12 protein-coding genes are annotated in these 12716 nt (G+C 60.8%); 5 read left to right on the top strand and 7 right to left on the bottom strand.

All coding sequences use genetic code 11. The features are described from left to right. The first annotated feature begins 40 nt into the window (after positions 1-40). The 4 genes from BKX98_RS06775 (at position 41) to BKX98_RS06760 (ending at position 5335) form a co-directional block, all read left to right on the top strand. Positions 41-1831: an ABC-F family ATP-binding cassette domain-containing protein gene (locus BKX98_RS06775; RefSeq protein ID WP_073706837.1), complete on the top strand. Its 1791-nt coding sequence runs from the start codon at positions 41-43 to the stop codon at positions 1829-1831. 279 nt (positions 1832-2110) lie between these two features. Beyond that, positions 2111-3028, top strand: a complete 918-nt coding sequence (locus BKX98_RS06770; protein WP_083586672.1) for a Shedu anti-phage system protein SduA domain-containing protein — start codon at positions 2111-2113, stop codon at positions 3026-3028. A gap of 273 nt (positions 3029-3301) precedes the next feature. Continuing rightward, complete coding sequence (locus BKX98_RS06765; protein ID WP_073706836.1) at positions 3302-4261, top strand: hypothetical protein; 960 nt, start codon at positions 3302-3304, stop codon at positions 4259-4261. A gap of 321 nt (positions 4262-4582) precedes the next feature. Beyond that, positions 4583-5335 carry a phosphotransferase gene (locus tag BKX98_RS06760; RefSeq protein ID WP_073706639.1) on the top strand — a complete coding sequence of 251 codons (753 nt, stop codon included), beginning with the start codon at positions 4583-4585 and terminating at the stop codon, positions 5333-5335. 316 nt (positions 5336-5651) lie between these two features. Here BKX98_RS06760 and BKX98_RS17015 read toward each other — a convergent pair whose 3' ends face one another. Further along, positions 5652-5951, bottom strand: a complete 300-nt coding sequence (locus BKX98_RS17015; protein ID WP_158024672.1) for an NUDIX domain-containing protein — start codon at positions 5949-5951, stop codon at positions 5652-5654. A gap of 111 nt (positions 5952-6062) precedes the next feature. On the opposite strand from BKX98_RS17015, the gene BKX98_RS06750 reads away from it, so the two are divergent. Then, the gene (locus BKX98_RS06750; RefSeq protein WP_073706638.1) at positions 6063-6341 is read left to right on the top strand and encodes a putative quinol monooxygenase; all 279 of its coding nucleotides are present in this window, start codon (positions 6063-6065) and stop codon (positions 6339-6341) included. Here BKX98_RS06750 and BKX98_RS06745 read toward each other — a convergent pair. The 6 genes from BKX98_RS06745 to BKX98_RS06720 all read right to left on the bottom strand — a co-directional run bounded on the left by BKX98_RS06745 (position 6328) and on the right by BKX98_RS06720 (position 12697). Beyond that, a complete protein-coding gene (locus tag BKX98_RS06745; protein ID WP_073706637.1) occupies positions 6328-6837 on the bottom strand; it encodes a GNAT family N-acetyltransferase in 510 nt (169 codons plus the stop codon). The genes BKX98_RS06750 and BKX98_RS06745 overlap by 14 nt on opposite strands. A gap of 32 nt (positions 6838-6869) precedes the next feature. Then, positions 6870-8240: an FAD-binding oxidoreductase gene (locus BKX98_RS06740; RefSeq protein WP_073706636.1), complete on the bottom strand. Its 1371-nt coding sequence runs from the start codon at positions 8238-8240 to the stop codon at positions 6870-6872. 154 nt (positions 8241-8394) lie between these two features. After that, on the bottom strand, positions 8395-9327 hold the full coding sequence (locus BKX98_RS06735) for a 4-(cytidine 5'-diphospho)-2-C-methyl-D-erythritol kinase (protein WP_038989866.1): 933 nt from the start codon (positions 9325-9327) through the stop codon (positions 8395-8397). Positions 9328-9329: 2 nt separating this feature from the next. After that, positions 9330-10214 (bottom strand): 16S rRNA (adenine(1518)-N(6)/adenine(1519)-N(6))-dimethyltransferase RsmA, encoded by an 885-nt coding sequence (gene rsmA / locus BKX98_RS06730; protein WP_038989867.1) that lies wholly within the window; start codon positions 10212-10214, stop codon positions 9330-9332. A 100-nt stretch (positions 10215-10314) separates the two neighbouring features. After that, a complete protein-coding gene (locus BKX98_RS17360) occupies positions 10315-11481 on the bottom strand; it encodes a resuscitation-promoting factor (RefSeq protein ID WP_038990154.1) in 1167 nt (388 codons plus the stop codon). Positions 11482-11740: 259 nt separating this feature from the next. Continuing rightward, positions 11741-12697 carry a TatD family hydrolase gene (locus tag BKX98_RS06720; RefSeq protein ID WP_073706635.1) on the bottom strand — a complete coding sequence of 319 codons (957 nt, stop codon included), beginning with the start codon at positions 12695-12697 and terminating at the stop codon, positions 11741-11743. Between the last annotated feature and the right edge of the window lie 19 nt (positions 12698-12716).

Here is a 12716-nt window from a genome sequence, read left to right as displayed (position 1 = left end):
CAATGACCTCGATTTGCCCTCGGAACGTAAAATGGGAATCGTGGCTCATTTACTCGGGGGCGAAGCCCTGCATCTGGAATATCCCACCCATGTCGTTTTCGACTCGGTCACCATCGGCATCTCCGACGGCGACCGCATCGGCTTGGTGGGTCGCAACGGCGAAGGCAAGTCCTCGCTGCTTGGCATGCTCTCCAACAGGATCGAGCCCAACTCCGGGCGGGTGACCAAGCGCAACGGACTGCGCGTGGGCGTGCTGGACCAGTCCGACACCCTGGATCCCGAAGCAACCGTGCACTTCAGCGTGGTGGGCGAAATGGACGACCACGAATGGGCCGGCCAAGCCCGGATCCGCGACATCATCTCCGGGCTGGTCGCAGACCTGGACTGGGAAGCAAAGGTCGGCACCCTTTCCGGTGGCCAGCGCCGCCGCGTGGCCCTGGCCGCGCTGCTGGTGCAGGACTGGGATGTCGTCATCCTGGACGAGCCGACCAACCATTTGGACGTCGAGGGCATCTCCTGGCTCGCCGAGCACATCAACAACCGCTGGTCCAAGAACTCCGGCGGCCTGATGGTCGTCACCCACGACCGCTGGTTCCTCGACGCGGTCTGCACCACCACCTGGGAAGTGCACGACCGCCTGGTCGAGCCGTTCGAGGGCGGCTACGCCGCCTACGTGCTGCAGCGTGTGGAACGCGACCGCATCGCCGCGGTCACCGAATCCAAGCGGCAGAACATGATGAAGAAGGAGCTGGCCTGGCTGCGCCGCGGCGCACCGGCCCGCACCTCCAAGCCGAAGTTCCGCATCGAGGCGGCCAACCAGCTGATCGCGGACGTTCCGCCGGTTCGCAACCCGCTGGAACTCAAGCAGATGGCCACCAGCCGGCTGGGCAAGGACGTCATCGACCTGCTGGACACCGAGGTCTCCTTCGGGGACAAGCAGGTTCTCAAGCCCTTCACCTGGCGCATCGGGCCGGGTGAGCGCACCGGCCTGCTGGGGGCCAATGGCGCCGGCAAGTCCACCCTGCTGGGCCTGATCGCCGGCACCGTGGCGCCCACCGGCGGCAAGATCAAGCGCGGCCAGACGGTCAAGCTGGCGGTGCTTGACCAGCAGTTCCGCGAACTGGAGCAGATCGGCGAGGACCTGGTCCGCGAGGTGCTCGGCCGCTTCAAGACCACCTTCAATGTGGACGGCAAGGACCTGACCCCGGCACAGCTGCTCGAGCGCCTGGGCTTCTCCTCCGCGCACCTGTCCACCAAGGTCCGCGAGCTCTCCGGCGGCCAGCGCCGCCGCCTGCAGCTGCTGATGATCCTCATGGGCGAACCGAACGTGATGATCCTCGATGAGCCGACGAACGACGTCGATACCGACATGCTGGCCGCACTGGAAGATCTGCTGGACTCCTGGCCGGGCACGCTGATCGTGGTCTCCCACGACCGCTACCTGCTCGAACGCGTCACCGACCAGCAGTACGCCATCCTGAATGGCGTCTTCCGCCACGTGCCTGGCGGTGTGGACGAGTACCTCAAGCTGCGGGCCGCCCAGGGTTCGACCGGCGGATCGAATCCAACCCAGGCTTCTGCCCAGGCTGGCGAGAAGCCTGCCGGCCCGTCGGGGGCCGAGCTGCGTGCCGCGCAGAAGGAACTGAATGCCAATGAACGCAAGGTAGGCCAGCTGGAGGAAAAGATCGCCAAGGTCCACGCCAAGATGGCCGATCATGACCAGAGCGACTACGAGGGCCTGGCCAAGTTCACTGCCGAGATCAACGACTACCAGTCGCAGATCGATGAGCTGGAAGAGCGCTGGCTGGAACTCTCCGAGCTGCTCGGATAGCGCCTACGCGCTGCGACTGAACTGGAGGGCCCGGAAACGATCGTTTTTGGCGTCCGTATAAGGCACCTTCACCGGGCATTTTCTCGGGCGGTGTATACGGGAATCTAGCATTTGCGGATACAAGCAGTTTTCGAAATTTTCCAAAGTCCTCTGCACCTGAACCGGTGAACGACCGTCTTACGGGACATTTTGCGAACCCTCTATGGACGCCAATGAATTTGACGTTAATCGTCCGTGCAGACGACTTCTGAAAGCTGCACCATCACCTAAAATCGGTTCATGACCCACACCAGCCCCTTCCCCGAGGCACCTAAGCCTGACAATGACCCCAATCGGCCTCGGCCTTTGGAATGGGGACAGTATTCCGACCAAATAAGGGCGGAGTGGTTCAAATTACTGAGTACTAATCCTGAAGAACACGAAGTCCAGGCGTTCATGGAGCTCCATCCGGCGATGATTCCTGGCGGTAGCGGTGACATCGGGCCGGGAGGACACCACGGGTCCCAAATGTCTGCAGTTTTCCGCCAGCCGACGCTGTCGGGTGCCGGCAGTACATTCGTTCCCGACTTCATGTGGGTCACGAAATCTTCAGGACTAATCACCCCGATCCTGATCGAGATCGAGAAACCTTCTAAGCCGTGGTTCAACAAGAATGGCAGCCCCACCGCAAAGTTCTCCCAGGCGAAGGACCAGCTCGATGAATGGCGGTCCTGGTTCGCACAAGACTCGAACCCTTCGATATTTCGTCAGAAATACATGTTTGAGGATCTTCATCTGAATCGCCCCCTGAAACCACAGTTCGTTTTGATCTATGGTCGAGACGTTGAGTTCACTTGGGCCGGTGGTCATTCAAACCCAGACGGTCTGCGCCATAAACGCGAGTCAAAGCGCAATTCCGACGAGACGTTCATGTCCTTTGACTCTGTGATCCCCCGGTATGATCACCGGAACTCCATTACTGTTTCCATGACCGCCAACGGGCCTGTACCTTTCGCGTTTTCCCCCGTTTACCAGACCAACTCCATGACAGGCATCGACGCCAGAATACTTGGAAACCCAGCAGCCGCTCTGGAGCGATCAGTCATGATGACTCCCGAACGCAAGGCCTACTTGTCTACGCGTTGGAAATACTGGCAGCAGGTGGAGGATCAGCAGGATCCCAATAAGACTTACCTTCGCTCGTCCGGGCTAGAATAGACGTCGCTACCCTAATGTCCTGTCGCCAAAGACGCTGGGAGATCGGGCACCCTGATTGAGTAGCTGCATAGGCGCTAGCTGACCGAAGCCTTTCCAATCAGCTTTCGTCGTCGATCTTCATCGAAGACTTGATCTCGCCTTCTTCCGAAACGAAGCTGCTGTCACTGTCACTCGGTCTTTACGTTGCCACAGCTACCGCGTCTTGATTTACAACGCGGCACGAACGAGGCTGCTAGCTTTGAACCTATGTCGATTCACCCGAAAGACTCAACGATGACCTACTGGCAGACCATGCCGTCCACGTACAGCGATCGCCTCGAGGAGTTGGCGCAGACGTTATCGGCTTGCCGCGAGGCCTTCCACAAAACCGCCAGCGAGTTTCACTGGGAACCGGCAGCAGGATCGGGTGCGGCTCAAGCAGCGATGGAACTGCCATCGCCGGATCCGGCAATCCACAAGCCGAGTGGCGAAACCGGCCACCGCCTCATCACAGAGGCCATCCAGATTTTTCTCTTCAACGCCGCGGCGCATTTGGGTAGTTGGGCTGCTCTACTGAGAGCTACAGAGGTGGTTGCCACTCCGCCATTGCTTCTGCGCGCCGTAATCGAGAATTGCGCACACGCTGTGTGGGTGACGGGCAACGACCCGACGGAGAATCCGGAAAACCGTCTTGCTCGCGCCTATCTCGAGGAGTTGATTAGCGCCGAAGAAGCCAAGAAGAACGCTGGCCGTCTTCACGGTAAGAACGGCCCAACTTACACGCGAACGGTGGACGCCTACAAGAAGGTTAAAGCGGACATTGCCACCCGTTTCCCCGGCTCTACCCCAGAGGACCTGGGCAAGAACATGCTTCACGGTCAAAAGCTGCCCGGCCTTGAAGACTCCGTCAAGTGGATGTATGACCTCACTGCCAGCTTCGGTGGGAGTATTGATGCGAATGTGGCCTCGGGCATGTATGGGTTGCTCTCGAACCTCACCCACCCTACCCTCTACACGGTGAGAGAGATGCGTGTCTGGACAAAGGACAAGAAGACAGGCCACAATGTCGCGAACGTTCGCGTCACTATCGAGTCGGTTGAGAAGGACGTTCGTGCAGCTCTAGCGACCTTCTACAACGCTATGAGCTACGTGACTAGCTACTACGGTTGGCCAGAGACGGCACTGAGGACTCTTGAGAGCAAGATCGAAGCGGTGATCCTAGACTTCTTCAATGCCTCCCTTGAAGACGAATGACAAGGTCTCGCAATCGCGGTGGACGAGTACCCCCGACCGGGAATGCTGGACCGTTGTGACGTCCGCAGATTCGGCGCCAACTTTCAGGACCTCTGTGAGCGCGTGATAACGACGACGCTCCAACCGGACTCCGAAAACAATTGCACCAAGGAACACCCAAGTCCTCGATTGGCACCAGTTAAGACGACCAGCTTCTTCAACCTTCAGGCCGGCCCTCGCACGAGCATCGGGGTTGCGCTGAATCGTGTCCCGCAGTGGGTTCGGCTTACGGAACCTGCCTGGGAGCGCTCCTGCGGAGGGCGTGAGCGCTAGTCTTGTGGGATGGAAGAGGTTCACCTGGCAGGAGGCAACGCCACGGATGGCGTGGTGCGCGTCGGCTCGACGGTACGTAAACCGTGGACGGCAGCCACTCCGAGTGTGCTCGCATATATGCAGGCTGTTCGCAACGCGGGCGTTGATGTGCCTGCGGTATATGGGCAAGACCCGCAAGGGCGACAAGTGACAGAGTTTGTCCCCGGTTGCCTTGCCATGGGCTCTGGGCCGTTGTCGCTCTCAGAACTTTCCCGGGTAGGTTGTCTGGTGCGCGCTATCCATGACGCTAGCGCAGCCTATGAGCCGGACTTCGGCTCACCTTGGATCACGCACATTCCGGCACCCGGCGCCGACCTGATCTGCCACAACGATCTGGCCCCGTGGAACCTTCTCATCGGTGATCGATGGGTATTCATCGACTGGGACGCCGCCGCACCAAGTACACGCCTATGGGATCTTGCATACGCGGCGCAGTCCTTCACACTAAACGACGCATCGGCCGACCCGCGTATGGCCGCACAAGCACTGGCAGTCTTCATTGACGGCTATGGCGCCGATGACGAGCTCCGGGCAGCGCTCCCCTCCACGATGTGGCAACGGACGATGGCTATGTACGAACTGCTTAAAAATTCCCATGCCAGGGGAATCGAGCCGTGGGGGACAATGTTCACGACTGGCCATGGTGACCACTGGAACACGGTGACCCAGTTCGTCAGGAACAACGAGTCTCTTTGGCAAGAAGCGATCCGGGCTGTCCGATAGACCTTCCTCTGACAGACGGACCGGGGCAGTGCTGGGGACTATGGAAAGAAATCCTGAGGACTTCGGAAACTGACAAAGGACTTTGAAAGCACATACTTTGGGTTGTTCCGTATACCCCGCCCGCGAAAATGCCCGGTCAAGGTACCCTATACGGACGTCAGAAACGACCGTCGTTGATTTGTCAGATTCGGCCGTTGATACGCCCAATGAACGCCGCCTGCCCACCAGCAAGTACGTGAGACTGATTGAGGCCGATCCAGTAAAGCTCAAACCGTGTTGGGGTCCCAATATCGTCGTGGGTCTCTTGCCATTCCCACTATTCAGGTACTTTGCCATCGTCGGCAGTGAGGTGGAAATAGTGGCGCATATGAAATGCATCCGCGTATGGGCGCATATTGTACTCACCCGCTCCCAAATTGGTCACGATTCGAAGGTTCTTAAGCCCTGTTTCTTCGTAAGCTTTCCGCAGGACAGCTAGCTCAGGCAGTTCCCCTGGCTTGGTAGTTCCCGCAGGAACCTGTAAACCGGTCTGCTCTAACGGGAAGTCAGCATGACGAATCACCAAAACACGGTCATTCTTGACGATGTACGCTATGACTTTCTGCGGACGCTCCATATTCGACCTTCGTTTCGTCTCATAAGGACTCACTAGCGATGGTATCCGGGTCTCCAGCTTCTCAGGGAATTTTTCTCCCAGTCTGCCACCGATCGTGGCAGACTTGCTGGTATGGGAACCGTGATCTTGGAGGGACGCCTGCTGTGCAAGGACGCGGCTGAGGCTGAGGTAGTGAAGAAATTGCTGCCGAAGCATATCCGCCTGACCAAGGCCGAGCCCGGCTGCATCTCGTTCTCTGTCACGCCAACCGAAGATCCCTGGGTGTGGCTGGTCCACGAGGAATTCGAAGACAGTGCCGCCTTTGAAGCCCATCAGCAAAGGGCCGCCGCTAGCAAGTGGGGCCAATCCACATCCGGCTTGCAGCGGATCTACAAGATCAAGGGTTTATAGGCAGCCGCATCTTGAAGCCCACGTGCGACGCAGTGAAGCCCAGCGCCTCGTAGAATCGGTGCGCGTCGTTGCGCTGCGCATCGCTGGTCAATTGGACCAGCTGGACTTTTTTGTTCCCTGCTTCGGAAATGGCCCAGCGGATCATTGCAGTTCCCAGTCCCCTGCCGCGCAACGCAGAAGTCACGCGCACTGCCTCGATCTGCATCCGCGTCGCTCCTCTGCGTGCAAGTCCCGGCAAGATGGTCAGCTGCATCGTGCCGACCAGTGTTCCGTCCTGGGCCTCCACCACGATCAGCGAATGCGCCGGGTCCGCATCAATTTGGTTAAACGCGTGGAGATACTGTTCCGTATCCTCCTCGGCACCCTGATGCTCCGCTCGGCGAATGTCATCGTCTGCCATCAAGTCAATGATCTGCCCGAGATCCACTGCTTTCGCTTCGCGCAGGAGGTAGTTCTGGCCGCCGGCCAGCAAGCGTCCGCGCTTTGCCAATTCCATGGCCACAGCCTATGCCCCGCGAGGCCAAGCCCTCAAGGCTTCCCGGTGATCTTGTCGGCCAGTACTGCCAGTGGAGACGAGCTGGCCCGCCCCTTCAGCTCGCTTCTATCTGCCGCGCCATAGGCCGCATACAGGCCCTTGGTTGCCAGCCAGCGCAGCGGTTCCGGTTCCCATTTGCGCACCTGGTGGTTGACCCACGGCAGGCTGGTCAATTCGGTGGTTTCCCGGAGGATCAAGTCGCGCAGGGTGCGCCCGGCAAGATTCGTCGTGCTGACCCCGGTGCCGACATAACCGCCGGCCCAGCCAATGCCGGTCGCCGGATCCAGTCCCACGGTAGCCGCCCAGTCGCGAGGCACGCCAAGCACCCCGGACCATGCATGGTCGATTCCTGCGCCACGGGTCTGCGGGAACATGCGGTGCAGGATTTCCTGCAATCCGTGGACGGTGCTGTGCGGCGTCATGCCGTCTGTATCGGTGCGCGAACCGTACTTGTACGGCACGCCCCGCCCGCCAATGGCGATGCGATCATCCGCGGTTCGCTGGGCATACATGTACACGTGGGCGTAGTCCCCCAGCACCTCGCCGTGATTCCATCCCAATTCATCCCACACGGACTGCGCCAGCGGTTCGGTGGCGATCAGCGAAGAATTCATCGGCAGCCACAATCGCTTGTGCCCGGCCAGCCCGGCGGTGAACCCTTCGGTAGCACGGACAATGTATTCGGCGTCCAGCGCGCCGCCGTCGAATTCGACGCGGTGCGGGCGCAACGCGGTGACTCGGGTGTTTTCATGGATCCTGACGCCGAGCCGCTCCACCGCGTCAGCGAGCCCGCGGACCAGTTTGGCCGGGTGGATCCTGGCGGCATGCGGATGCCACAACCCTGCCCGGGCGTTGGCCACGTTGACCTTGCGGCGCACCGAGTCGGCTTCCAGCAGCTCTGTGTCCGAGTGCTGCCATTGCGCAGCGGCCGCCGCGTCGGCACGCAGCCGTTTTTCCTGGGCCGGGGTGTAGGCAACTTCGAGTTCTCCACCCTGCAGGATATCTGCGTCAATCCCTTCGGCGGCACACACCTCGATGACCTCGGCAACGGTACGGTTCATTGCCAGCTGGAAGTCGTTGACCGCCTGCCTTCCATGGGATTTCAGGTAGCGTTCGCGACCGGCGGTGATGGTATTGGTGAGCCATCCCCCGTTGCGTCCCGAGGCGCCATAACCCACGTGCCGGGCTTCGAGGATCGCAATGCTCAGCTCCGGGTTGGCCTTGGCCAGGTAGTAGGCGGTCCACAGGCCGGTGAATCCGGCACCTATGATGGCGATGTCTGCGCTGCCATGGCCGCGCAGCTGCTGGCGTGGCTCTGGCAGTCCGATCTCTTCCCACCAGTGCGAGACGCGTCCGTTGAGCATGTTGTGTTCCGTCCCAGAGTCATAAATGAATAGTCTTCAATATTTGCTTTGGGATTCAGCCTAGGGCCATGCCGAAGCGGCAACAAGGGGACGGGAGCAAATGATGAAAGAAACCCCTGCCCGGCTCAACGCCAGACAGGGATCTATCGGAAGATTATTCTGCGAGGGTGATGTGCGCTCCGGGTGCTGGTGCTGTCACCGGGATGGTAGCCACACCCACCTCGTCGCCCAGCTGGGCCATGACCTCCTCGGCATGCTCGGCGTCCTTGACCAGCAGGGCCAAGGTCGGGCCTGAGCCGGATACCATGGCGCGCAGCGCGCCGGCTCCTTCTGCCATATCGCGCATGGTGCCCAGCTCCGGGGCCAAAGCCAGGGAAGCCTGGGTCAGGTCATTGGCCAGCACCCGGGCCAAGGCTGGCGCGTCCGAGGCCATCAGCGCCTCGATCACCGCAGGATCGATTTCCTGCGGAACTTCGATTTCCATGCCCGCGCGCAAACGATCGAGCATGCCATAGACGCGCGGAGTCGACAGGCCATAGCTGGCCGGAATCAGCACCCAGTGGGTCTTGGCGCGGGTCAGCAACGGGGCCAGCTTGTCGCCGATGCCCAGTCCAATGGCGGCCCCGCCCATCAAGGCGAAAGGCACGTCGGCACCGAGCCGTGCGCCCAGGCGGCCGAGTTCCTCGCGGTCCAGCCCGGTGCCCCACAATTCGTTGCAGGCCACCAAGGTGGCCGCGGCGTCGGCGGAGCCGCCGCCCATGCCGCCGGCGATGGGAACGCGCTTGGTGATGTGCAGGTCCGCGCCGAGGCTGCAACCGGTGTGCTCGCGCAGCAGCTGGGCCGCCCGGTGCACCAGGTTACCGGCGCCCAATGGGAAATTCTCCGGTTCGGAAACTACCGGGGAATTCGGTTCCAGGCTCAGCTGCAGCTCACCGTCGGTGCGCAGCCTCGCTTCGATCTGCTCGGTCAAGGACACCGCGACGTAGAGGCTGGCCACCTCGTGGTAGCCGTCTTCGCGCGGAGGGCCGACCTTGAAGTAGCAGTTGATCTTGCCCGGTGCGGTTGCAATGACGCGCTGCTTGGACATGCCTAGGCCTCGCTCGCCGGAGCTTCAGCCGGAACATCCTGGGCGGCCCTGGCAATGTCGATGTATTGCTCGATGTCCAGTTTCTCGCCGCGTTCCTTCGGATCGATGCCGGCGGCCACCAGGATCTGTTCTGCGCGCGCACCGGATCCGGCCCAGCCTGACAGGGCCGCACGCAAGGTCTTGCGGCGCTGGGCGAAAGCCGCATCGATGATGGCGAAGACTTCTTCGCGGTCCGGGGCATCGCTGCGGTCCTTGTCGCGGGTGAAGCCCACCAGGCCAGAATGGATCTTCGGAGCTGGCCAGAAAACATTCATGCCGATCACACCGGCCTTGCGCATGGTGCCGTACCAGGCGCCCTTCACCGAAGGTACGCCGTAGATCTTGCTGCCTGGGGTGGCGGCCATCCGGTCGGCCACTTCGTCTTGCACCATGACCAGGCCGTTGCGGATGGACGGGAAGTGCTCCAGCAGGTGCAGCACCACCGGGACGGCGACGTTGTAGGGCAGGTTGGCGACCAGCGAGGTGGGTTCGCCGGGAAGTTCGGTGACCTTCATGGCGTCGGAAAGGATCACGGTCAGGTCGTCTTCGCGGCCCGGGCGGAATTCGGCCATGGTTTGCGGGAGGCGCTTGGCCAATGGCGGATCAATTTCCACGGCCACGACCTTGGCGGCGGCGTCCATGATGCCCAGGGTCAGGGAGCCCAGGCCCGGGCCTACTTCCAGCACCGTTTCCGAGGGGTCGACTTTGGCGGCGGCGACGATGCGGCGGATGGTGTTCCCATCAATCACAAAGTTCTGCCCCAGCGTCTTGGTAGGGCGGATTCCCAGCTCTTCGGCCAGACGACGGATTTCGGTGGCCCCAAGCAGCGGCAAAGATTCCTTAGACATCACAGATCCAATTCTAGTTCAGCTAGATTCATCCAAACATAACAACGCGACGCGTCCACCGTGATGGTGGACGCGTCGCGTTGCTGCTTGGCTTATGTCTTTAGCGCAGGCCCAGCTTGGCCGAGCATGCTGGCCAGTGGCCCCAGCCACCGGAACGACGCAGTACCTCAGCCGCGGCGATCTGCTCCTGCGGGGTTGCCTGGTGCGGCAGCGGTGCGTACTGGGTGCCGCCGACTGCACGCCATGAGGAAGCGGAGAACTGCAGGCCGCCGTAGTAGCCGTTGCCGGTGTTGATCGACCAGTTGCCACCAGATTCGCATTTGGCCAGTGCTGCCCAGGTTGCGGAGATGCCGCCCGGGGTTGGCGTGTTCTTGGAGGAGGAGGATTCCTTCTTCTCTTCCTTGGTGCCCACGCGGATTTCCTCGGCCACTGGCTTCTTGGTGACCTTGGACTTGAGGACTTCTTCCTCGCCCTTCTTGCCGTTGCGGGTTTCCTGGCGCAGGGTCAGCTGGCGCTCGCCCTTCTTGCCTTCGGTCTTGACCTCGGTGTCGCCCTTGTCCAGCGAGCTGTCCTTGATCTTCTTGGTCTCGAAGTCGATGTCGCGGGTTTCGTCCCAGGTCTTCACGGTGACGTCGATGACCTCGACGGTAATGCCGGCTTCCAGCTTGACGCTGTCCTTGACGTTCTTGTCGGTTTCGTCCTTGATCTTGACGTTGATCTCGTCGTTGCCGTCGACCTCGATCTTTTCCTCGGCAAGCAGTTCCTTGACGGTCGAAGCGGTCGTTGCGACCTTCTTCTTCTTATCCTTGACGACCAGGGTCATTTCCTTGGGCGTGATGACTTCCAGGTCATCGCTCAAGGCGGCCAACTGCATGTCCTCGTCCAGGGATACCTCGGAACCCTTTTCCAGGTCGAGCTGCTCGACAACGTCGGCAACGGTCATGCCGGTGGTGTGCACTACACGCTCGGTGCCATCCACGGTGACTTCAATCGACTTGTTGCGCTTGATGTCAACCAGCTGCTGGTCGACAAGTTCGGAATCCAGTGCTGCGGAGATCTCATCGCGCTCAGCCAAGGTGACATCCTGCTGTTCCAGCAGTGCGCCGACGGTGGCGGCACGGGTGGTGATTTCCTGGCGCTGTCCGTCAACCGACATGACAACCGACTTCTGTCCGGAAATGTAGAAAACAGCGCCGGCGATAACCACGGCTACGGCGAGCGCCTGCGCCAGGTATTTCACCCAGGTCTTCTTGAGCAAGTGAGTCACGGTAATGAGATCCCCATCGTTTGTAGGCCCGCTTCCGCCGATTCCGTCCAGAATCATCGGTGGGCCCGGCAGTGTTCGCTGCCTGTCCTTCAATCAAAATTGCGCCGTGTTTCCACCTGCTGCAAAGCGTTGAGGATCAGGCTGTCCCGAACACGCCTTGCCAAAAACAGGCAGAGGCGGTACCGGACATCTCATCCACCGTAACCGAATTGTTATATTTGTGGCAAGTGTCCTGTAACGAGACACACAACCGGCGGGTCTAGAATTCTCCGTACACTTCCCGGGTATTCGCTTCGATCAGGGTGCAGAATTCTGCCAGCTCGATTCCCTTGTTTTCCGCCAAGAACCTAGTCGTGTAGGGAATCATGTAACTGGCGTTCGGGCGGCCACGGAAGGGGTGCGGGGTCAAGAACGGCGCATCGGTTTCCACGAGCAGCAATTGCGGATCCGCCAGCGACAAAGCTTCGCGGAGATCGTGGGAATTCTTGAACGTCACGGTTCCGGAGAACGACATGTACCAGCCGTTGTCGTTGCAGACCCGGGCCAGCCGGGCATCACCCGAGAAGCAATGGAAGACCACTTTCCCAGGCAATGGCGCATCCTTGAGCACCCGCACCACATCCTCGTGGGCATCACGGTCATGGATCTGCAGCGCCTTGCCCTGCTCCACCGCAATGCGCAGGTGCTCGCGGAAGGAATGCTCCTGGGCGCCCCGCCCGTCTTCGCCGGTGCGGAAGTAGTCCAACCCGGTTTCGCCAATGGCACGTACCCGCGAATCCGCGGCGAGCTCCTCGATCCGGGCAATTGCCGCTTCCAGCTCTCCGCGCTCGGCCAGGCGCGCGGCATCGTTGGGGTGGATGGCCACCGCGGCCAGGATATTCGGGTACTGGTTGGCGACCTCGACCGCGTACTCGGATGATTCCACGTCGCAGCCGACTTGGATCAGCCCCTTGACACCAACGGAGGCCGCCGCGGCCAGCGCATCGGCAGCCTCGACCTTCACGGTTCCATCCAGGAAATCCAGATGCGTATGGTTATCGACCACGGGCACCGGCAGCGGCTCGGGCGCTGGCGGGTAGTGCAGGTTGCGCTGGCTTCCGCCATTTTCGTTGCCCGTGGCGCGCGCCCGCTCCCCCTGGCCTGCTGCTGTAGCTTGCTCCGCGGGGCGGTAGGCCTCGGGAACCAAGGTGGGATCAGTGTGCTTCTTCTTGGACACGATAATCCTTTGCGCGTGG

The sequence above is a fragment of the Glutamicibacter sp. 0426 genome, from assembly GCF_001906485.1.
Lineage (GTDB): Bacteria > Actinomycetota > Actinomycetes > Actinomycetales > Micrococcaceae > Glutamicibacter > Glutamicibacter nicotianae.
The sequence above is the reverse complement of the archived record's forward strand: the minus strand, read 5'-3'. Positions and strand labels throughout refer to the sequence as shown.

Coding starts and splice junctions, on each gene's coding strand:
- BKX98_RS06770 (WP_083586672.1), top strand. CDS start 2,111: ATGACCCACACCAGCCCCTTCCCCGAGGCACCTAAGCCTGACAATGAC.
- BKX98_RS06765 (WP_073706836.1), top strand. CDS start 3,302: ATGACCTACTGGCAGACCATGCCGTCCACGTACAGCGATCGCCTCGAG.
- BKX98_RS06760 (WP_073706639.1), top strand. CDS start 4,583: ATGGAAGAGGTTCACCTGGCAGGAGGCAACGCCACGGATGGCGTGGTG.
- BKX98_RS17015 (WP_158024672.1), bottom strand. CDS start 5,951: ATGGAGCGTCCGCAGAAAGTCATAGCGTACATCGTCAAGAATGACCGT.
- BKX98_RS06750 (WP_073706638.1), top strand. CDS start 6,063: ATGGGAACCGTGATCTTGGAGGGACGCCTGCTGTGCAAGGACGCGGCT.
- BKX98_RS06745 (WP_073706637.1), bottom strand. CDS start 6,837: ATGGAATTGGCAAAGCGCGGACGCTTGCTGGCCGGCGGCCAGAACTAC.
- BKX98_RS06740 (WP_073706636.1), bottom strand. CDS start 8,240: ATGCTCAACGGACGCGTCTCGCACTGGTGGGAAGAGATCGGACTGCCA.
- BKX98_RS06735 (WP_038989866.1), bottom strand. CDS start 9,327: ATGTCCAAGCAGCGCGTCATTGCAACCGCACCGGGCAAGATCAACTGC.
- rsmA (WP_038989867.1), bottom strand. CDS start 10,214: ATGTCTAAGGAATCTTTGCCGCTGCTTGGGGCCACCGAAATCCGTCGT.